The following is an 18740-nucleotide window of genomic DNA, read 5'->3' on the forward strand; positions in this document are numbered from 1 at the left end:
GGGCTGCCCGGCCTGCCGCCGGGCGCACCGGATGACAAGGGCACCGCGCTGCTCCGGTCGGGAAGAGTCGCAGGTACGGCCCGCGCTTCGGGCGACCGGCGGAGCGGCGGGACCGCCGGGCGCGCCGGATGACGAGGGCAGCACGCCGCCGCACCCGACGGCACCCGGCGCCGCTCCGCATTGCGCCCGCTGGCGCAGACTGGAACACTGCCCGCGGCCATCCCCGGCCGCGGACCTTTGGGAGGAGGTTTCATGGATTTCGCGCTGAACGAGGAACAGACGGCGATCTTCGACATGGCCCGTGCCTTCGGCGCCGAGCACATCGCCCCGCAGGCCCGCGCCTGGGAGGCCGAGGGCACGATTCCCCGCGATCTCTGGCCCAGGCTGGCCGAGCTGGGCTTCGGCGGTCTCTTCGTCTCCGAGGAGGAAGGCGGCGCCGGGCTCGGTCGGCTCGACGGCACGCTGGTCTTCGAGGCGCTGTCGATGGCCTGCCCTTCGGTGGCGGCCTTCCTGTCGATCCACAACATGTGCGCCGCGATGATCGACCGCTTCGGCAGCGACGACCTCAAGGCGCGGCTCCTGCCCGGCTCGGTGGCGATGGAGACCATCCTCTCCTACTGCCTGACCGAGCCGGGCTCGGGCTCGGACGCCGCCGCGCTGAAGACCCGCGCCGAGCGCACCAACGAGGGCTGGCGCCTCACCGGGACCAAGGCCTTCATCTCGGGCGGCGGCTATTCCGACGCCTATGTGGTGATGGCGCGCTCGGGCGGCGACGGCCCCAGGGGCGTCTCGGCCTATATCGTCGAGGACGGCGCCGAGGGGCTCAGCTTCGGCGGCCTCGAGGACAAGATGGGCTGGCGCGCGCAGCCGACGCGGCAGGTGCAGTTCGACGATTGCCCGATCCCCGCCGACAACCTCCTGGGCGAGGAAGGCGCGGGCTTCCGCTACGCCATGATCGGCCTCGACGGCGGCCGGCTCAACATCGGCGCCTGCTCGATCGGCGCCGCGCAGGCGGCGCTCGACGCGACGCTGGCCTATATGGGCGAGCGCCGCGCCTTCGGACAGAGCCTCGACCAGTTCCAGGCCCTGCAATTCCGCCTCGCCGACATGGAGATCGAGCTCGAGGCCGCGCGCACCTTCCTGCGCCAGGCCGCCTGGGCGCTGGACGAAAAGCGCCCCGACGCCACCAAGCGCTGCGCCATGGCCAAGAAGTTCGCCACCGAGGCCGGCTCGCGCATCGCCGACCAGTGCCTGCAACTGCATGGCGGCTACGGCTACCTCGCCGATTACGGCGTCGAGAAGATCGTCCGCGACCTTCGCGTGCACCAGATCCTCGAAGGCACCAACGAAGTCATGCGCCTGATCGTGGCGCGCAAGATGCTGGAGGAGCGGGCATGAGCGACGTCTCGATCCGGACCGAGGGCCGCGCCGGCCGCATCACCCTGACCCGGCCCAAGGCGCTCAATGCGCTGACTCACCAGATGTGCCTGGACATCGAGCGCGCGCTGCTCGACTGGGCCGACGACGACGCGGTGGCGCTGGTGTTGATCGACGCCGAGGGCGACAAGGCGTTCTGCGCCGGCGGCGACATCGCGGCGATGTATCACGCCGGCAAGGCCGGCGATTACGGCACCGCGCAGGCCTTCTGGCGCGACGAATACCGCATGAACGCCCTGATCGCGGAATATCCCAAGCCGATCGTCAGCTTCCTGCACGGCTTTGTCATGGGCGGCGGCGTCGGGCTTGGCGGGCATTGCGCGCACCGCGTGGCCGGCGAAAGCACCCAGATCGCCATGCCGGAATGCGGCATCGGGCTGGTGCCGGATGTCGGCGGTTCGCTGCTGCTGGCGCGGGCGCCGGGGCGGCTCGGCGAGTATCTCGGCCTGACCGGGGCGCGGATGGGCCCCGGCGACGCGCTGCATGCGGGCTTTGCCGATGTCTTCGTGCCCGAGGCCCGGTGGGAGGCGCTGAAGGCCGCGCTTTGCGAGACCGGCGACGCGGCGCGGATCGAGGGGCAGCCCGCCCCGGACAGCCCGCTCGCCGCGCGCCAGGCCGAGATCGACGCGCTGATGGGCGGCGAGACCCTGCGCGACGTGCTGAACGCGCTGCGCGCCGCCGAGGGCGAGTTCGCCGCCAAGACACTGGCCAAGATGGAGGCGTCCTCGCCGCTCTCCATGGGCGTCACGCTGGACCTGGTGCACCGGCTGCGCGCCAGGGGGGCGGACATCCGCCGGGCGCTCGACCACGAATACCGCTTCACCCATCGCAGCCTCGAGCATGGCGACCTGATCGAGGGCGTGCGCGCCCAGATCATCGACAAGGACCGCACCCCGTCCTGGCGCCACGCCCCCGACGCGCTGCCGCTGGCCGACGTGGCCCGGATGCTGCAGCCGGTGCCCGAGGTGCGGCTCGACTTCCACGACCGAAAGGAAACGGCATGAAGATCGCATTCATCGGCCTCGGCAACATGGGCGGCCCGATGGCCGCCAACCTCGCCAAGGCGGGCCACGAGGTCACCGGCTATGACGCCGCCGGCGTCACCGTCGAGGGCGTGACCGCCGCCGACAGCGCCGCTGCCGCCGCGCGGGACGCCGAGGTCGCGATCACCATGCTGCCCAACGGCGACATCCTGCGCCGCGTCGCCGACGAGATCATCCCGGCGCTGCCCAAGGGGGCGGTCTTCCTCGATTGCTCGACCGTCGACGTGGCCTCGGCCCGCGCGGTGGCCGAACAGGCCCAGGCGGCCGGTCTCTCGGCGCTCGACGCGCCGGTCTCGGGCGGCATCGGCGGCGCCCAGGGCGGCACCCTGACCTTCATGGTCGGCGGCGACTCGGCGGGCTTCGAAACGGCCAGGCCGCTTTTCGACATCATGGGTCAGAAGGCGGTGCATTGCGGCCCCTCGGGCAACGGTCAGGCGGCGAAGATCTGCAACAACATGATCCTCGGCGCGACGATGATCGTCACCTGCGAGGCCTTCGCCCTGGCCGACAAGCTCGGTCTCGACCGCCAGGCGATGTTCGACGTGGTCTCGACCTCCTCGGGGTCGTCCTGGTCGATGAACACCTATTGCCCGGCGCCGGGCGTCGGGCCCAAGACGCCGGCGGACAACGATTACAAGCCGGGCTTCGCGGCCGACCTGATGCTGAAGGATCTGCGGCTCGCCATGGAAGCGGCCGCCCAGGCCGATGCCGACACGCCGCTGGGCCGCGCCGCGACCGAGATCTACCGCGCCTTCGTCGAGGAGGAGGACGGCCGGGGCCGCGACTTCTCCGCCATGCTGCCGCGGCTGGTGGCACGCGGGCACGGCTGAGCCTGGCGCCATCGCTCACGTTGCGGTGAAGGAAGCCCTCCCGATGCGGGAGGGCTTTCGCGTTCTGCGTCAATCGCGGCGGGCAAGTCTCTCGGATACGGGACGTTTCCCCGGCGGGCCCGGCGCGGCCCCGGGCCGGGCCGCACCGGCGCACGGGGCCGAGACGAGGATTGCCGGAAGGCCAAATCTCCTTAGGATGCGGAACGTTGCATATATCCTTTTCGCGGGAGATTAGAATGTTGCGTTCCACCCTCGTCGTCGCCGCCCTCGCACTGGCCGTTCCGGCCACCGCGCAGGAGGATTTCTCCGCCCAGCTCAAGGCGCGCCAGGGCCAGTTCCGCATCCTCGCGCTGAACCTCGGCATCCTCGGCGGCATGGCCAAGGGCGAGATCGACTACGATTCGGAGACGGCGCAATCCGCCGCCGATTCCATCGCCGCGGTGACCGGCATTCACCAGCCCATTCTCTGGCCCGAGGGCAGCAGCAATCTCGACCGCGAGGGGACCCGGGCACTGCCGGAAATCTGGGACGATTTCAGTGACTTCCAGTCCAAGTTTGCGGCACTGGGTGAACAGGCGGAGGCGATGCAGCAGGTCGCGGCCACCGGTCAGGAGGCGCTCGGGCCGGCCATGGGCCAGTTGGGCAATGCCTGCAAGAACTGCCACGACACTTACCGCCAGCCGCAATAGGCCCGGGATGCGCAAGCTGCTGCCACCGCTCGGTGCACTGGCTGTCCTTGCGGTGGCGGCCGGGCTCTGGCTGACCCGGGCCGTGCCGGCCTCGGAATCCGTCTATGACGGGCTCGAGGGCGATGCCGGGCGCGGCGAGACGCTGTTTCTCGCCGCCGGCTGCGCCTCCTGTCACCATGCGCCCGAGGCCGAGGGCGCGGACCGGCTGGTCCTGGCGGGGGGACAGCGCTTCCCCTCGCCCTTCGGCACCTTCGTCGCGCCCAACATCTCGACCGATCCCGAGGCCGGCATCGGCGCCTGGACGCTGAGCGACCTCGCCGGGGCGCTCAGGCGCGGCGTCTCGCCCGAGGGGCGGCACTACTACCCGGCCTTTCCCTACACCGCCTACAGCCGCATGACGCCCGAGCAGGTCGCCGATCTCTGGGCCTATCTCCAGACCCTGCCCGCCGATGCCACGCCGAGCCAGCCGCACGAGGTCGGCTTTCCGTTCAACATCCGCCGCGGGCTGGGCCTCTGGAAGGCGCTCTACCTCGACGACGCCTGGGTGATGACCGGCGATCTCGACCCGGAACTGGCGCGCGGCCGCGAACTGGTCGAGGCGCTCGCGCATTGCGGCGAATGCCACACCCCGCGCGGGCGGCTCGGCGCGCTCGACCGCGAGGCCTGGCTCGCCGGCGCGCCGAACCCCTCGGGCGAGGGCCGCATCCCGACGCTGCGTCCCGAGGCGCTGGACTGGTCTGCGACCGACATCGCCTATTACCTCGAGACCGGCTTCACCCCGGACTTCGACAGCGCCGGCGGCCACATGGTGGCGGTGATCGAGAACTTCAAACAGCTCAGCGCCGAGGACCGGCAGGCGGTGGCGGCCTATCTCAAGGCGCTGCCCGAGACCTGAGCCGCCCCGGCCTCAGGTCCGTGCTGCCGCCGCCAGCCGTGCCTCGCGCGCCGCGCGCAGGCGGGCGAAATCGTCGCCGGCATGGTAGGAGGAGCGGGTCAGCGGCGTCGAGGACACCATCAGGAAGCCCTTGCCGCGCGCCGCGGTCTCGTAGCCCGCGAATTCCTCCGGCGTCACGAAGCGGTCGATCCGGTGATGCTTGGAGGTGGGCTGGAGATACTGGCCGATGGTCATGAAATCGACATCGGCCGAGCGCAGGTCGTCCATCACCTGCAGCACCTGCGGCCGGGTTTCGCCCAGGCCGACCATGATGCCCGACTTGGTGAAGATCGACGGGTCGAGCTCCTTGACCCGCTGCAGCAGCCGCAGCGAATAGAAGTAGCGCGCCCCGGGCCGCACCTCGGGATAGAGGCCAGGCACCGTCTCGAGGTTGTGGTTGAAGACGTCCGGCCGCGCCGCCACCACCACCTCGAGCGCCTCGGGCGCGCATTTCAGGAAATCGGGCGTCAGGATCTCGATCGTGGTGCCCGGCGCGCGGTGGCGCACGGCGCGGATGGTCTGCGCGAAATGCTCCGCCCCGCCATCGTCGAGATCGTCGCGGTCGACCGAGGTGATCACGACGTGGTTCAGCCCGAGCTTCTGCACCGCATCGGCGACCCGGCCCGGCTCGAAGGCGTCGAGTGCGTCGGGCCGGCCGGTGGCGACGTTGCAGAAGGTGCAGCCGCGGGTGCAGATCTCGCCCATGATCATCATGGTGGCGTGACCCTGGCTCCAGCATTCGCCGACATTGGGGCAGCCGGCCTCCTCGCAGACCGTGGTGAGCTTGTGCTCGCGCATGATCTTGCGGGTATCGGCATAGCCCTGCCCGCCCGGGGCCCGCACGCGGATCCAGGACGGTTTCTTCGGCTGCGCGCTGTCGGGCCGGCGGGCCTTCTCCGGGTGCCGCTGGTCCGGGATCTTGAGATCGCGCATGGCGGTTGCCCCCAATATCTTAAGCCATTCGGCGCAGAATAGGGAATCGCAGGAGGCTCCGCCAGCCCCGCAACGTCCTGCATGGCTGCCATGCAGGCTGCGCGGCACCCGGCTGCGGTCGGCCTCCTGCACCGCTCGGCGTGGCCGGCCGGGCCGCCGCGCGGCGTCTCAGCCGATCATGCCGCGGCCCTCGGGACCCTGCTGCTCGTAATGGCGGCGCAGCCGCTGCAGCGCGATGCGCAGAACGATCTTGCCGGAGCGCGCCGACCAGCCCAGCCGCTTCTCGGTGGCCTCGAGCCCCTCGTGCAGGCAGCAGCAGCGCAGCGCCATGTCGCCCAGGCCGGGGCCGAGATCGGTGAGGGCGCGCGCCAGCCGGACCTTGGCGGCCTCGGGGCCGAACCCGGCCGCCACGGCGAGCTCCGGCATCGGCGCGTCGCCGCGCAGCACCGCCGACCAGTCCGGCGGCGCCGCGTCATCGAGCCGCGACAGGTCGTAATCATCGCACAGCCGCTCGCCGGCCACCACCAGCGCCCGGGTCAGGAACGGCTTGCCGGACTTCTCGCGGCGCCGCGCCAGCGTCTGCAGCGGCGTCTCGCCATGCGGCGGCCGCGGGCGCAGCGCCTCGGGCCCCTCGGGTTCGGCGGCGGCGGGCCGGAACATCGCCGCCGCCTCGGCCATGCCCGGCGCCGGGGCGTCGCGGCGCAGCCGGTCGAGCGCGGCGCGCCCCTTGGCGGTGATGCGGTAGCGCGACACCCGGCCCGGGGCGTCGCAGGCGATCCAGGATTGCAGCGCCAGCGCCTGCGCCAGCGCCGCGTCGACCACCGCGGTGCGGGCGGTCTCGCCGCAGGCCAGTTCCCGCACCACCACCGCCTTCTCCATGTCCTGGGCCACCGCCAGAGCGGCGCCGGCCTCGCAGAGGCGGCGCAGCACCGCCCCGCCCTCGCGCGCCAGCGTGGCCTCGTCGGGGGCCTCTGCAGCGTTCAGATTGCGTCCGGTCATCGCGCGCTCCCTTCCGTTCTGCCTGGGGCGTGCGCCCCGCCTGATCCCGCCGAGCCGCCGCAGCGCCGCATCGACCAGCGGATCGTCGCGGCGAATCTCCAGCTTTCGCACCTGGCGCAGCACGGTCGAGGGATGGCAGCCCGTGGCCCGCGCCAGCGCCCGCAACGAGGCGCCGCCCTCGACATGCGCGATGTAGCGGCGAGCATCGTCGGGCACCCAGCCCGGCAATCCTGCGGACGGACCCTTGCGTCGGCTCTCCAGCACTCCGTTTGTCCCCATGGTTTTCCCCGGTTCTGTCCCCAAACCCGTTCCCCCGTCGCAACAACCGTTGGTTGCAATTATTGAACGAACCTTAACGGGCTCGCTGCCGGGCAGTTTTGTCTCAAATCCATAAACTTATGAAATGGCTGCGTTCGCTGCGCGGGGCGCCGCGGCAACGCCGGTCCGGACTGTGACAGGCTCGCGTGATCCGTGTCGCAGAGGAGCGCCGTCATGCACAATATCGCCCACATCTCGGAGACCCTGCGCCGGCCGCGCCTGCTGGTGCGGGCGGCCCGCATGGGCGCCGAGGGCTACCGCCGCGACACCGACCTGCCGCGGCTCCTGGGATCGCTGCCCGCCGGGCTCGAGGCCGCCCTCGACCGCCTGATCGAGATCGAGGCCGATCTCGATCAGGCGCGCCGCGGCGCCCGCGCCGGCTACCCCCCGGCCCGCCATGTCGCGGTCCTGGCCCGCCGCGCCTGGGCCGCCGCCGCCGCCCCCTGGTGACGGCCGGCGCCGCCCCGGCCACGTGCCGGGCCGGGGCCGGACCCGCCGGGTGGCCCCCCGGGCGCGCCCCGGCCGGAGCCGGAACGCTGGCGCCTTGCGCCGGGCGCGGCTTGCGCCTAATGCGCTGTGCCATGACCCAGCATGACCGCCTGCTCATCATCGATTTCGGCTCCCAGGTGACGCAGCTCATCGCGCGTCGCCTGCGCGAACTGAACGTCTATTGCGAAATCCACCCCTACCAGAACGTCACCGACGCCTTCCTCTCGGAGTTCGCGCCGAAGGCGGTGATCTTCTCGGGCGGGCCGGACAGCGTCACCCGCGAGGGCTCGCCCCGGCCGCCGGCCTCGGTCTACCGGCTCGGCGTGCCGATCCTCGGCATTTGCTACGGCCAGCAGGCGATGATGGCCGATCTCGGCGGCACCGTGGAGGCCGGCGACGGCACCGCGGAATTCGGCCGCGCCTGGGTCACGCCCAAGGAGGAGCGGATCGACCTGCTGACCGGCTGGTTCATGGACGGCTCGGGCCGCGAACAGGTCTGGATGAGCCATGGCGACCACGTCTCCAAGCTGGCCCCGGGCTTCGCGGTCTACGGCACCTCGCCGGGCGCGCCCTTCGCGGTGACCGCCGATCTGGAGCGGCGCTTCTACGCCGTGCAGTTCCACCCGGAGGTGCACCACACCCCGAACGGCCGGACGCTCTACGAGAACTTCATCCGCGATGCCGGCTTCACCGGCGACTGGACCATGGGGGCCTACCGCGAGGAGGCGATCCGCAAGATCCGCGAACAGGTCGGCGACGCCAAGGTGATCTGCGGCCTCTCCGGCGGCGTCGACAGCTCGGTCGCCGCGGTGCTGATCCACGAGGCGATCGGCGACCAGCTGACCTGCGTCTTCGTCGATCACGGCCTGCTGCGCCAGGGCGAGGCCGACGAGGTCGTGTCGATGTTCCGCGACCATTACAACATTCCGCTGATCCATGCCGAGGAGGCCGACCTGTTCCTCGGCGAGCTCGAGGGCGTCTCCGACCCCGAGATTAAGCGCAAGACCATCGGCCGGCTGTTCATCGACGTCTTCCAGAAGCACGCCGACCGCATCGAGGGCGCGGCCTTCCTGGCCCAGGGCACGCTCTATCCGGACGTGATCGAGAGCGTGTCGTTCTCCGGCGGCCCCTCGGTCACCATCAAGAGCCACCACAATGTCGGCGGCCTGCCCGAGAAGATGGGCCTGAAGCTGGTCGAGCCGCTGCGCGAGCTGTTCAAGGACGAGGTGCGTGCGCTCGGGCGCGAGCTCGGCCTGCCCGACAGCTTCATCGGCCGTCATCCCTTCCCCGGGCCCGGCCTCGCCATCCGCTGCCCGGGCGAGATCACCCGCGAGAAGCTCGACATCCTGCGCAAGGCCGATGCGATCTTCATCGACCAGATCCGCCGCCACGGTCTCTACGACGAGATCTGGCAGGCCTTCGTGGCGATCCTGCCGGTGCGCACCGTCGGCGTGATGGGCGACGGGCGGACCTACGATTTCGCCTGCGCGCTGCGCGCCGTCACCTCGGTCGACGGCATGACCGCGGATTACTACCCGTTCTCCCACGATTTCCTCGGCGAGACCGCGACGCGGATCATCAACGAGGTGCGCGGCATCAACCGCGTCACCTACGACGTGACCTCGAAGCCGCCGGGCACCATCGAATGGGAATGACCGCCCGCCCCTGATCTTCGGAGAGCCGATGACCGCCGCCGCCCAGCCCGCCATGCCGGCCCGCGCCACGCTCCGCGCGAGCCTCTGGATGATCGGCGCCATCGTCTCCTTCAGCTCGATGGCGGTGGCCGGCCGCGCCGTCAGCCTCGAGCTCGACACCTTCGAGATCATGCTGTTCCGCAGCCTTCTGGGCATCGCCATCGTGACCCTGGCGGCGCGCGCCGCCGGCCGCCTGGCCGAGATCCGCGCCCGCCGGATGGGGCTGCACACGCTGCGCAACCTGAGCCATTTCGCCGGCCAGAACCTGTGGTTCTACGCCATCACCGCGGCGCCGCTGGCGCAGGTCTTCGCGCTCGAATTCACCTCGCCGCTCTGGGTCGTGGCGCTGTCGCCCCTGATCCTCGGCGAGCGCCTGACCCGCAGCCGGGCGATCGCCGCCGCGGTGGGCTTCGCCGGCATCCTGATCGTCGCCCGGCCCTCGCCCGACAGTTTCGAGCCCGGCCTGCTGGCGGCGGCGCTGGCGGCGATCGGCTTCGCGGGCTCGGCGGTCTTCACCCGGCGCCTGGCGCGCAGCGAGAGCGTGGTGTCGATCCTGTTCTGGCTCACGGTGATGCAATCGGTCTTCGGGCTGGTCTGCGCCGGCATCGACGGCGACATCGCCTGGCCCGGCGCCTCCTCCTGGCCGTGGATCGCGCTGATCGCCTGCGCCGGTCTGGTGGCGCATTACTGCCTGACCACGGCGCTGTCGCTGGCCCCCGCGGCGGTCGTCATGCCGATGGATTTCAGCCGCCTGCCGGTGATCGCGGTGGTGGGCATGCTGGTCTATGCCGAACCGCTCGACCCGTGGGTCTTTGCCGGCGCCGCGGTGATCTTCGGCGCCAATTACTACAACATCTGGCGCGAGACCCGGGGACCCGCGGCGCGCGTTACAAAAAAGTGACGTTGCGGCGCCGCCCCAGTCGTGACGTCCCGTCAAAATTGACCGTTCCATTCCCTCTTTCTAGCAATCTACCTTGAGGAGACTTCCGCTTCGGAATGAGGGAATATTCATGAACCACCTGCGTATCGGGGGGGCAGCGGTGGCGCTGTCGCTCGCGGCCACCGCTGGACAGGCCGCGGGCATCGACCGCTCCTACCAGAGCATCCTGCCGATCTTTGCGCCCGACGATTCCGGCAGCGTCGCCATGGGCCTGGTGATGCCCAGCGTCACCGGCGAGGACAATGGCGGCACCGATTACGATGTCGGCGAGAACTACACCGTCACGACGATGAGCTACACCAACGCGGTGGGCCCGAGATTCAACTACTCGGTGATCTTCGACCAGCCCTACGGCGTCGATGTGAGCTACGACGCCGACCCGGCCACCAGCCTGCTGGGCGGCACCGGCGCGGCGCTCGATGCCGAGGCGGCGACGGTGCTCGGACGCTACAAGATCAGCGACCGCTTCAGCGTCTTCGCCGGCATCAAGGCGGAGCGCGTCTCGGCGCGGGTGAACCTCAACGGCCTGGCCTACCAGGGCGCCATCTCCACCGCCGCCGTGGCGCGCGGCGCGGGCGTCGATGCCGGCACGCTCGGCGCCGCGCTGCGCGGCGATCCGGCCGCCGTGGCGGCGCTGGGCGGCCCCGCCACGGTCGGCGCGCTGGGCGCCCAGGTCGGCGCGCAATCCGCGGCCTTCGCGGCCGGCGACGGCTACCAGTTCGACATGAAGCGCGACACCAAGCCGGGCTACGTGCTGGGCGCGGCCTACGAGATCCCCGACATCGCGCTGCGCGTCTCGGGCGCCTACAGCTTCGAGATCGAGCACGACGGCGAGATCCGCGAGCGCCTCTTCGGCGGCACCTTCGACAGCGACATCGAGTACGTCACCCCGGCCTCGTTCAACCTCGACTTCCAGACCGGGATCGCCGCCGACACGCTGCTGCTGGCCTCCTACCGCTGGACCGATTTCTCCGCCGTCGACGTGATCCCCACCGTGCTGAACAGCGACCTCGTCAACCTCGAGGACGGGCACCGCTACTCGCTGGGTCTGGGCCGCCGCTTCAGCGAGGATCTCGCCGGATCGGTGACCTTCATCTACGAGCCCTCGAACGACGACGGGCTGGTGTCACCGCTGGCGCCGACCGACGGGCTGTTCGGCGTGACCCTGGGCAGCCAGTACAATCACGGCCCCGTCACCTTCTCGGGCGGGGTGAACTATTCCTGGCTCGGCGATGCCGATATCGGCGTCGCCAACACCCAGGTGGCGAGCTTCGAGGACAACCACGTCTGGGGCGTGGGCTTCCGGGCCGAAATGTCCTTCTGATCTCCCCCTCGGAGGGACATGCGGCGGGGCGTCCCACGGGGCGCCCCGTCCGCGTTCGGGCTCTCCGAAGCCGCAGGTTCCGGGTCGCCCGGCCCGCCGCCCCGCGCCAAGATCACCGCCATGACACCGCAGACCTCGCTCCCCGACCGCGCCTGGGCGGAACTCGCCCTCCTCGCCCTGATCTGGGGCGCCTCCTTCCTTGCCATCCGCACCGCGCTCGACGAGATCGGGCCGCTGACCGTGGTCGCCTGGCGGGTGGCGCCGGCGGCGCTGGCGCTCTGGGCCTGGGCGCTCTGGCGCGGCCGGGCGCTGCCGCGCGCGCCCCGGCTCTGGGCCGCGCTGCTGGTGATGGGCGCGCTCAACAACGTCATCCCGTTCACCCTGATGGCCTGGGGGCAGCTGCACATCACCACCGGGCTGACCTCGATCCTGAACGCCGCCACGGCGCTCTGGGGCGTGCTGGTGGCGGCGCTGGTGTTTGCCGACGAACGGCTGACCCTGCGCCGGGCCGCCGGCGTCGGGCTGGGCTTCGCCGGCGTCGCCACCGCCATCGGCTGGGGCGCGCTGGCCGAGCTCGACATCACCGCGCTGGCGCAGCTCGCGGTGATCGGCGGCACGCTGTCCTACGCACTGGCCGGCGCCTGGGCGCGGGCCCGGCTGGGCGGTCTGGCGCCCGAGGTGGCGGCGGCCGGCATGCTCACCGGGGCGACCGCGCTGGCGCTGCCGCTGGCCTGGCTCGTCGAGGGCCCGCCCAGCCTGAACCTGGCCGCGCCCACCGTGGTTGCGGTGGGCTATTACGCGCTGATCGGCACCGCCGGGGCCTATCTCCTCTATTACCGCATCCTCGCCATGGCGGGCAGCGGCAACCTGCTGCTGGTCACCCTGCTGATCCCGCCGGTGGCGATCACGCTGGGCGCGCTGGTGCGCGACGAGGCGCTCGGCCCGTCGGCCTGGTGGGGCTTCGCGATGCTGGCCGCGGGATTGGCGATCCTCGACGGCCGCCTGCTGCGGCTGGTCAGGCCGCGGGCCCGCCGGAGGGTTTGACGCGCCGCCCGGCTCTGGCTAGGCATCGCCGGCAGCACAGAAGGAACGGGCCGCCGCAATGATCTACCAGACCGCCGGGGAGTGGCGCGCGGCGCCGAAGAAACGCGTGGTGCTGTTCGCCATGTCGGGGCTGGGCAAGACTCATGTCTCGTCGCTGCTGCGGCAGTCCGGCGAGTGGTTCCATTATTCCATCGATTACCGCATCGGCACCCGCTACATGGGCGAATACATCGCCGACAACGCCAAGCGCGAGGCGATGAAGGTGCCGTTCCTGCGCGACCTGCTGATGTCCGATTCGATCTATATCGGCTCCAACATCACCTTCGAGAACCTGTCGCCGGTCTCGGCCTATCTCGGCAAGCCGGGCGACCGCGAGCGCGGCGGCCTGCCGATCGCCGATTACCAGCGCCGCCAGGACCAGTTCGCCCGGGCCGAGACCCAGGCGCTGCTCGATACCGGCTATTTCATCGACCGGGCGGAGGCGATCTACGGCTACCCGCATTTCGTCTGCGACACCGGCGGGTCGATCTGCGAATGGGTCGATCCCGAGAACCCCGAGGATCCGATCCTGCGGGAATTGTCGCGCCATTGCCTGATGGTCTGGATCGAGGGCAGCGCCGCCCATACCGAGGAGCTGATCCGGCGCTTCGACCGCGATCCCAAGCCGATGGCCTACCGACCCGATTTCCTCGTCCGGGTCTGGCACGATTACCTGGCGCAGATGGGCGTGGCCGAGGACAAGGTCGACCCCGACGCCTTCATCCGCTGGACCTACGCCCAGGCGCTGGCGCACCGCCAGCCGATCTACGAGGCGATGGCCCGGCGCTGGGGCGTCACCGTCCCGGCCGAGGCGATGGCGGCGGTGAAGAGCCCCGCGGATTTCGAGGACGTCATCGCCGCCGCCCTGCCGGGCTGAACCGGCCTCAGCAGCCGGCGATCACCTGCCCCAGCGCCCGGCCCGAGCCGGCGAGCGGCAGGTCGAGCAGCGTCCGGCCGTCATCCCCCGTGACCCGCACCCGGCGCCCGCTGCGCAGCGCCGCGAGCAGCGCCGCGCCCGGCGCCAGCGCCGCCTCGGCATGCCCGCCGGCGGCGCGGAAGCCAGGGCGGTGGGCCCGGCCGTCGACCTCGACAACGGCGCCGCCGGCCGCCGGCAACCCGACGAGACGCAGGGTGCCGCGGCCGCCGCGGCAGAGATAGTAGAGCCCGGTCCGCCCGGCGGCGCCGTCGATCCCGGCAAAGCCGGTGCCGTCCGAGGACCGCCCGGCCTGCCAGGCGGCGGTCGGGTCGGCCGGGGCCGGGCGGCTCTGCGCCGGCGCGGCGGGCCGGGTGCCGGGGCTGCACTGGCGTTCCACGCATTGGTGATAGGCGGGGTTCTCGGCCGGGCCGAACCCGGCGAGGCAGCGCCAGACGCAGCGCTGCAATTCGTCGTCGGACATCTGGGCGCCGGCCATCCCGGCGCCCGCCAGAAGCGCCGCAATCGCGGCGGGGAACGAAACGCGCATGCTGAAATCTCCTGAATCAAAAGACGCCCGGCCCGGGGCCGGCGCGCCTTCCCATGCTGCGCCTCGTGCAACGGTCGGTCAATCGCCCGCCGCGCCGGCTTGAGCCCATGAGCGGAACCGCCTATCTCGGCATTTCGACTGTCCAGGAAAGCCGCCCATGCCGATCCGCCTGCCCGCCGACCTGCCGGCCTTCGATGTTCTGAACCGCGAAGGCGTCATGGTGATTTCCGAGGAACTCGCCGAGAAGCAGGACATCCGGCCGCTGCATATCGGGCTGCTGAACCTGATGCCGAAGAAGATCCAGACCGAGAACCAGTTCGCCCGGCTGATCGGCGCCACGCCGCTGCAGATCGAGCTGTCGCTGATCCGGATGACCAGCCACGAGACCAAGAACACCGCCGCCGAGCACATGGAGAGCTTCTACCGGCCCTTCGAGGAGGTCGCGGCCTCGGGCCAGAAATTCGACGGGCTGATCATCACCGGCGCCCCGATCGAGCATCTGCCCTATGACGAGGTGACCTACTGGGACGAGCTTACCCAGGTCTTCGACTGGACCCAGAGCCACGTCCATTCGACCTTCGCGGTGTGCTGGGGCGCCATGGCGATGATCAACCACTTCCACGGCGTGCCCAAGCATTCGCTGGCGGCCAAGGCCTTCGGTTGCGTGCGCCACGTCAACCGCCAGCCGGCCTCGCCCTACCTGCGCGGGTTCTCCGACGACATGGTGATCCCGGTGTCGCGCTGGACCGAGATCCGCCGCGCCGATGTCGAACGCGCGGGCCTGCCGATCCTCATCGACAGCGACGAGACCGGGCCCTGCCTGGTCGAAGATCCGGGCCGCAACGCGCTCTACATCTTCAACCACCTGGAATACGATTCCGGCACCCTGAAGGAAGAATACGATCGCGACGTGGCCGCCGGCCAGCCGATCAACGTGCCGGGCAATTACTACCCCGACGACGATCCCAGCCGGATGCCGCAGAACCGCTGGCGCAGCCATGCCCACCTTCTCTATGGCAACTGGATTTCCGAGATCTACCTGACGACTCCCTACGATTTCACCCGCATCGGGGCCGACCGCACCGATCTGAGAAAGTGATGCCGCGATGATCCTGTGCGCATGGTCCTGAAAGCCGCGCTTGCCCTCGTTTTCGTGCTGCTGACGGCCTGCGCGGTGGCGGTGGACCGCCGGGCGGAGAGCCAGAGCGACGCCGCCGAGGCCACGACCCCGCCTCTGGGCCGCTTCGTCGAGGTCGATGGCCGCAGGGTGCATGCCTGGGTCTCCGGCAGCGGACCGGACCTGGTGCTCGTCCACGGCGCGTCGGGCAACCTGCGCGACTTCACCTTCGACCTCGCCCGGCGGCTCGACGACCGCTACCGGGTGATCGCCTTCGACCGGCCCGGCATGGGCTATACCGACCGCGCGAGCCCGGCCTACGAGGGCACCTTCAACGCCGCCGGCGAAAGCCCGGCTGTGCGGGCGGCGCTGTTGTCGCGCGCCGCCGCCAAGCTCGGCGCCGAGCGGCCGCTGGTGCTGGGCCATTCCTATGGCGGCGCGGTGGCCATGGCCTGGGGGCTCGACCGGCCGGCATCGGGGCTCGTCATCCTCGCCGGCGCGACGATGCCCTGGCCCGGCGATCTGGGGCTGCAATACACCCTGCTCGGCTCGTCGGTCGGCGGCGGGCTGCTGGCGCCGGTGGTCTCGGCCACGGCCGGGCGCGGCACCGTGGAAGGCGCCACCGAGTCGATCTTCGCGCCGCAGCCGGTGCCGCCGGGCTACCTCGCGCATCTCGGGCCGGACCTGACCCTGCGGCCGGGGTCGCTGCGCGCCAATGCCCGTCAGGTCAACACGCTCCGCCCGCATGTCGTAGCGATGGCGGAGCGCTATCCGGGTCTGACGCTGCCGGTCGAACTGCTGCACGGCACCGCCGACACGATCGTCCCGCCCGAGGTGCATTCCCGCCGGCTCGTCGGGCTTCTGCCCAATGCCCGCCTGACGCTGCTGGACGGGATCGGCCACATGCCGCACCACGCAGCCCCCGGGGCGGTGATCGCGGCCATCGACCGGGCCGCGCGGCGCGCCGGGCTGCGCTGAGATTTGCGCCGCCCGGCCCCGCATTCCATAGTGCGGTGCACCCGCAAGCGAGGAGGATTCCGGTGACCCTGCCCTTCGACGGCGCGATCAGCGCCTTTCACGAGTCGCAGGCGCCCGAAGAGCTCCGCGCGGCGATCCGGGGCGCCGGCAAGAACGACCTCATCACGCCGAGCTACCCCTATGCCGAGCGCTTGGACCGCAAGGACTACGCGCGCGCGCTCGAGGCCCTGCAGATCGAGCTGGTGAAGCTGCAATCCTGGGTCAAGGAGACCGGCGCCCGGGTCGTGGTGCTGTTCGAGGGCCGCGACGCCGCCGGCAAGGGCGGCACGATCAAGCGCTTCCGCGAGAACCTCAACCCGCGCGGCGCCCGCGTCGTGGCGCTGTCGAAGCCCTCGGAGACCGAGGCCGGGCAATGGTATTTCCAGCGCTACGCCGCCGAACTGCCGGCGGCGGGCGAGATCGTGCTCTTCGACCGCTCCTGGTACAATCGCGGCGTCGTCGAACACGTCTTCGGCTTCACCGACGCGCCGGCGCGCGAACGCTTCTTTGCCCAGGCGCCGGAATTCGAGCACATGCTGGTGGAGGACGGCATCCACCTGTTCAAGCTGTGGCTCAATGTCGGCCACGCCGAGCAGTTGCGGCGTTTCCTCGCCCGCGAGCGCGATCCCCTGAAGCAGTGGAAGCTGTCCTGGATCGACGTCGAGGGGCTGAAGCGCTGGGACGCCTATTCCGCCGCCATCGCCGAGACGCTCAGGCGCAGCCACACCGATTACGCGCCCTGGACGGTGGTGCGCTCCGACGACAAGCGGCGGGCCCGGCTGGCGGCGATCCGGCGGGTGCTCTGCGCGCTCGATTACGACGGCAAGGATGCCGCGGCGCTCGGCACGCCCGACCCGGCGATCTGCGGCGGCCCGGATCTCTGGCATGGCTAAGCGCGGCTACCATCACGGCAACCTGCGTCAGGCCCTGGTCGAGGCGGCGCTGGCGCTGATCGAGGAGAAGGGCCCGACCGGCTTCACCCTGTCGGAGGCGGCCAAGCGCGCCGGGGTCACGCCGGCCGCGGTCTACCGCCATTTCGAGGGCCGCGACGACCTGATCGCCGAGGCCGCGCGGCAGGGCTACGAGATCTTCTGCGACGACATGGAGCGCGCCTACCGGTCGGGACAACCCTCGGCGCTGGCGGCCTTCGAGGCGACCGGCCGGGCCTATCTGGCCTTCGCACGGGCCCATCCCGGGCATTACATCTCGATGTTCGAAAGCGGCATCTCGGTCAACCGCTCGCCCGACCTCGCGGCGGTGGCGCACCGCGCCTGGGGGGTGCTGGAGCGCGCGGCGGAGGATCTGTCGCGCCACATCCCGCCCGACCGGCGGCCGCCGGGTTCGATGTTCTCGGCGCATATCTGGGCCATGTGCCACGGCGTGGTGGAGCTGTTCGCGCGGAACTCGCCGGGCAACCGGTCGCCGTTTCCGCCCGAGGATCTGCTCGAGACCGGGATCGGGGTCTACCTGCGCGGCCTCGGGCTGATCCCGCCGGACCGCTGATGCCCGGCCCGCGCGCGCGGGCCGGGCGGCGGGCTCATTCCTTGCGGCGGCCGGTCTCGTTCAGTTCGGCGTCGAGCTCGATGTCGTACTGACCGTCGGCGCAGAACACGTCGTCAAGCTCGTAGCCGTCCTCCTCGACCTCGATGTTCTCCGGCTCGACCTCGCACTGCATGTCGGCGAGCATGGTCATGATCCGCTCCTCGACCTCGGCCGAGACCTCGCCCTCCATCGCGCCGTGGCCATCGGCCAGGGCAAGCTGCGGCACCGCGATGAGCGCGGCGTAGAACGTTGTCCGAAGCATCGGAACCTCCCTTTCGTGTCTGCTGCTACTGGATCTGGAACGTGACGCTCTGCGCCTCGCCGCTGGATCCGGGGATCGACAGCGTGTGGGCGCCGGGCTTGATCGCGATGAAGGAGATGCTGGCGCTGCCCGCGGCGTCGAATTCCAGGCTGTCCACCGCCATCGGGCGGATCTCGATATCGTTGATGACGATCTCGTTGATCCAGATCGCGCGGAAGAAGTCGGGCCCCGACACGGCCAGCTCCGCGGTGCCGTCGGCGGTGATCTCGAGCACGTAATACGCCCCCGATTGCAGCATCACCGGGCCGTCGCCCTCGTGCAGCGGCTTGCCCGAGGACAGCGTCAGCGCGACCGGTTCGCCGCGGTTGCACTTGGCCAGCAGCCCGGCAAAGCCGAACTCGTCGCAGAGCGGGGCGGCGGCGGCCGGAGCGGCCATCAGCGCGGCGAGCGCCGCGGCGGCGAGACGTGTCAGCAAATCTTGGTCCTCCCAGTGGTCGGCGTGTCCGGGGCCGTCTGCGGGCCCTCCTGCCGTCTTCGCAATCGCGGCCAGTATGGAGACCGCGGCCGACCTGCCTATCGCGACGTTCGTCTCACCCGGACGCGCGGGCGCCGCGCCGGCCGCGTCA

Annotated in this window: 20 protein-coding genes; 15 read left to right on the forward strand and 5 right to left on the reverse strand. The window is 70.9% G+C overall.

The window, feature by feature from the left end; all coding sequences use genetic code 11:
* Nucleotides 1-252 precede the first annotated feature (252 nt).
* The 5 genes from ACXYMW_RS16245 to ACXYMW_RS16265 all read left to right on the forward strand — a co-directional run bounded on the left by ACXYMW_RS16245 (nucleotide 253) and on the right by ACXYMW_RS16265 (nucleotide 4894).
* On the forward strand, nucleotides 253-1398 hold the full coding sequence (locus ACXYMW_RS16245; RefSeq protein WP_459036381.1) for an acyl-CoA dehydrogenase family protein: 1146 nt from the start codon (nucleotides 253-255) through the stop codon (nucleotides 1396-1398).
* Nucleotides 1395-2441 carry an enoyl-CoA hydratase/isomerase family protein gene (locus ACXYMW_RS16250; RefSeq protein ID WP_459036382.1) on the forward strand — a complete coding sequence of 349 codons (1047 nt, stop codon included), beginning with the start codon at nucleotides 1395-1397 and terminating at the stop codon, nucleotides 2439-2441. The genes ACXYMW_RS16245 and ACXYMW_RS16250 overlap by 4 nt, the downstream gene beginning before the upstream one ends.
* Nucleotides 2438-3310 (forward strand): 3-hydroxyisobutyrate dehydrogenase, encoded by an 873-nt coding sequence (gene mmsB, locus ACXYMW_RS16255; protein ID WP_459036383.1) that lies wholly within the window; start codon nucleotides 2438-2440, stop codon nucleotides 3308-3310. The genes ACXYMW_RS16250 and mmsB overlap by 4 nt, the downstream gene beginning before the upstream one ends.
* A 236-nt stretch (nucleotides 3311-3546) precedes the next feature.
* The gene (locus ACXYMW_RS16260) at nucleotides 3547-3999 is read left to right on the forward strand and encodes a c-type cytochrome (protein ID WP_459036384.1); all 453 of its coding nucleotides are present in this window, start codon (nucleotides 3547-3549) and stop codon (nucleotides 3997-3999) included.
* 7 nt (nucleotides 4000-4006) lie between these two features.
* A complete protein-coding gene (locus tag ACXYMW_RS16265; protein ID WP_459036385.1) occupies nucleotides 4007-4894 on the forward strand; it encodes a cytochrome c in 888 nt (295 codons plus the stop codon).
* A gap of 12 nt (nucleotides 4895-4906) precedes the next feature.
* On the opposite strand, the gene lipA is transcribed toward ACXYMW_RS16265, so the two are convergent.
* Nucleotides 4907-5866, reverse strand: a complete 960-nt coding sequence (gene lipA / locus ACXYMW_RS16270) for a lipoyl synthase (RefSeq protein WP_459036386.1) — start codon at nucleotides 5864-5866, stop codon at nucleotides 4907-4909.
* Between the two features lie 168 nt (nucleotides 5867-6034).
* The gene (locus ACXYMW_RS16275; RefSeq protein WP_459036387.1) at nucleotides 6035-7081 is read right to left on the reverse strand and encodes a DUF6456 domain-containing protein; all 1047 of its coding nucleotides are present in this window, start codon (nucleotides 7079-7081) and stop codon (nucleotides 6035-6037) included.
* Nucleotides 7082-7357: 276 nt separating this feature from the next.
* Between ACXYMW_RS16275 and ACXYMW_RS16280 the strand changes: the two genes are divergently transcribed.
* The 6 genes from ACXYMW_RS16280 to ACXYMW_RS16305 all read left to right on the forward strand — a co-directional run bounded on the left by ACXYMW_RS16280 (nucleotide 7358) and on the right by ACXYMW_RS16305 (nucleotide 13590).
* On the forward strand, nucleotides 7358-7633 hold the full coding sequence (locus ACXYMW_RS16280; RefSeq protein WP_459036388.1) for a DUF6477 family protein: 276 nt from the start codon (nucleotides 7358-7360) through the stop codon (nucleotides 7631-7633).
* A gap of 131 nt (nucleotides 7634-7764) precedes the next feature.
* Entirely contained in the window at nucleotides 7765-9327 is a 1563-nt protein-coding gene (gene guaA / locus ACXYMW_RS16285; protein ID WP_459036389.1) for a glutamine-hydrolyzing GMP synthase, read from the forward strand.
* Nucleotides 9328-9355: 28 nt separating this feature from the next.
* Nucleotides 9356-10267 (forward strand): DMT family transporter, encoded by a 912-nt coding sequence (locus ACXYMW_RS16290; protein ID WP_459036390.1) that lies wholly within the window; start codon nucleotides 9356-9358, stop codon nucleotides 10265-10267.
* A 109-nt stretch (nucleotides 10268-10376) separates the two neighbouring features.
* Entirely contained in the window at nucleotides 10377-11630 is a 1254-nt protein-coding gene (locus tag ACXYMW_RS16295; protein WP_459036391.1) for an outer membrane protein transport protein, read from the forward strand.
* Nucleotides 11631-11750: 120 nt separating this feature from the next.
* On the forward strand, nucleotides 11751-12674 hold the full coding sequence (locus tag ACXYMW_RS16300; RefSeq protein ID WP_459036392.1) for a DMT family transporter: 924 nt from the start codon (nucleotides 11751-11753) through the stop codon (nucleotides 12672-12674).
* A 58-nt stretch (nucleotides 12675-12732) separates the two neighbouring features.
* Nucleotides 12733-13590, forward strand: a complete 858-nt coding sequence (locus ACXYMW_RS16305; protein WP_459036393.1) for an ATPase — start codon at nucleotides 12733-12735, stop codon at nucleotides 13588-13590.
* 7 nt (nucleotides 13591-13597) lie between these two features.
* Here the strand turns inward: ACXYMW_RS16305 and ACXYMW_RS16310 are convergent, their stop codons facing one another.
* Complete coding sequence (locus ACXYMW_RS16310) at nucleotides 13598-14176, reverse strand: hypothetical protein (protein ID WP_459036394.1); 579 nt, start codon at nucleotides 14174-14176, stop codon at nucleotides 13598-13600.
* A gap of 157 nt (nucleotides 14177-14333) precedes the next feature.
* On the opposite strand from ACXYMW_RS16310, the gene ACXYMW_RS16315 reads away from it, so the two are divergent.
* The 4 genes from ACXYMW_RS16315 to ACXYMW_RS16330 all read left to right on the forward strand — a co-directional run bounded on the left by ACXYMW_RS16315 (nucleotide 14334) and on the right by ACXYMW_RS16330 (nucleotide 17813).
* On the forward strand, nucleotides 14334-15275 hold the full coding sequence (locus ACXYMW_RS16315) for a homoserine O-succinyltransferase (RefSeq protein WP_459036395.1): 942 nt from the start codon (nucleotides 14334-14336) through the stop codon (nucleotides 15273-15275).
* Between the two features lie 21 nt (nucleotides 15276-15296).
* A complete protein-coding gene (locus tag ACXYMW_RS16320; protein WP_459036396.1) occupies nucleotides 15297-16271 on the forward strand; it encodes an alpha/beta fold hydrolase in 975 nt (324 codons plus the stop codon).
* A gap of 62 nt (nucleotides 16272-16333) precedes the next feature.
* Nucleotides 16334-17203 carry a polyphosphate kinase 2 gene (gene ppk2, locus ACXYMW_RS16325; protein ID WP_459036397.1) on the forward strand — a complete coding sequence of 290 codons (870 nt, stop codon included), beginning with the start codon at nucleotides 16334-16336 and terminating at the stop codon, nucleotides 17201-17203.
* Nucleotides 17196-17813: a TetR/AcrR family transcriptional regulator gene (locus ACXYMW_RS16330; RefSeq protein ID WP_459036398.1), complete on the forward strand. Its 618-nt coding sequence runs from the start codon at nucleotides 17196-17198 to the stop codon at nucleotides 17811-17813. Before ppk2 ends, ACXYMW_RS16330 begins: the two co-directional genes overlap by 8 nt.
* A gap of 34 nt (nucleotides 17814-17847) precedes the next feature.
* Here the strand turns inward: ACXYMW_RS16330 and ACXYMW_RS16335 are convergent, their stop codons facing one another.
* Both ACXYMW_RS16335 and ACXYMW_RS16340 read right to left on the reverse strand, forming a co-directional pair.
* The gene (locus ACXYMW_RS16335; protein ID WP_459036399.1) at nucleotides 17848-18114 is read right to left on the reverse strand and encodes a PepSY domain-containing protein; all 267 of its coding nucleotides are present in this window, start codon (nucleotides 18112-18114) and stop codon (nucleotides 17848-17850) included.
* 25 nt (nucleotides 18115-18139) lie between these two features.
* Nucleotides 18140-18589: a hypothetical protein gene (locus ACXYMW_RS16340; protein ID WP_459036400.1), complete on the reverse strand. Its 450-nt coding sequence runs from the start codon at nucleotides 18587-18589 to the stop codon at nucleotides 18140-18142.
* Nucleotides 18590-18740: the final 151 nt, after the last annotated feature.

The organism is Roseivivax sp. CAU 1761 (genome assembly GCF_054482755.1).

What these genes read in the sequence shown, in the direction of transcription:
- ACXYMW_RS16315 (WP_459036395.1), top strand. Translation starts at nt 14,334, where the DNA reads ATGCCGATCCGCCTGCCCGCCGACCTGCCGGCCTTCGATGTTCTGAAC.
- ACXYMW_RS16335 (WP_459036399.1), bottom strand. Translation starts at nt 18,114, where the DNA reads ATGCTTCGGACAACGTTCTACGCCGCGCTCATCGCGGTGCCGCAGCTT.
- mmsB (WP_459036383.1), top strand. Translation starts at nt 2,438, where the DNA reads ATGAAGATCGCATTCATCGGCCTCGGCAACATGGGCGGCCCGATGGCC.
- ACXYMW_RS16330 (WP_459036398.1), top strand. Translation starts at nt 17,196, where the DNA reads ATGGCTAAGCGCGGCTACCATCACGGCAACCTGCGTCAGGCCCTGGTC.
- ACXYMW_RS16305 (WP_459036393.1), top strand. Translation starts at nt 12,733, where the DNA reads ATGATCTACCAGACCGCCGGGGAGTGGCGCGCGGCGCCGAAGAAACGC.
- ACXYMW_RS16260 (WP_459036384.1), top strand. Translation starts at nt 3,547, where the DNA reads ATGTTGCGTTCCACCCTCGTCGTCGCCGCCCTCGCACTGGCCGTTCCG.
- ACXYMW_RS16290 (WP_459036390.1), top strand. Translation starts at nt 9,356, where the DNA reads ATGACCGCCGCCGCCCAGCCCGCCATGCCGGCCCGCGCCACGCTCCGC.
- ACXYMW_RS16265 (WP_459036385.1), top strand. Translation starts at nt 4,007, where the DNA reads ATGCGCAAGCTGCTGCCACCGCTCGGTGCACTGGCTGTCCTTGCGGTG.
- ACXYMW_RS16280 (WP_459036388.1), top strand. Translation starts at nt 7,358, where the DNA reads ATGCACAATATCGCCCACATCTCGGAGACCCTGCGCCGGCCGCGCCTG.
- lipA (WP_459036386.1), bottom strand. Translation starts at nt 5,866, where the DNA reads ATGCGCGATCTCAAGATCCCGGACCAGCGGCACCCGGAGAAGGCCCGC.
- ACXYMW_RS16320 (WP_459036396.1), top strand. Translation starts at nt 15,297, where the DNA reads ATGGTCCTGAAAGCCGCGCTTGCCCTCGTTTTCGTGCTGCTGACGGCC.
- ACXYMW_RS16300 (WP_459036392.1), top strand. Translation starts at nt 11,751, where the DNA reads ATGACACCGCAGACCTCGCTCCCCGACCGCGCCTGGGCGGAACTCGCC.
- guaA (WP_459036389.1), top strand. Translation starts at nt 7,765, where the DNA reads ATGACCCAGCATGACCGCCTGCTCATCATCGATTTCGGCTCCCAGGTG.
- ACXYMW_RS16310 (WP_459036394.1), bottom strand. Translation starts at nt 14,176, where the DNA reads ATGCGCGTTTCGTTCCCCGCCGCGATTGCGGCGCTTCTGGCGGGCGCC.
- ACXYMW_RS16245 (WP_459036381.1), top strand. Translation starts at nt 253, where the DNA reads ATGGATTTCGCGCTGAACGAGGAACAGACGGCGATCTTCGACATGGCC.
- ACXYMW_RS16250 (WP_459036382.1), top strand. Translation starts at nt 1,395, where the DNA reads ATGAGCGACGTCTCGATCCGGACCGAGGGCCGCGCCGGCCGCATCACC.
- ACXYMW_RS16295 (WP_459036391.1), top strand. Translation starts at nt 10,377, where the DNA reads ATGAACCACCTGCGTATCGGGGGGGCAGCGGTGGCGCTGTCGCTCGCG.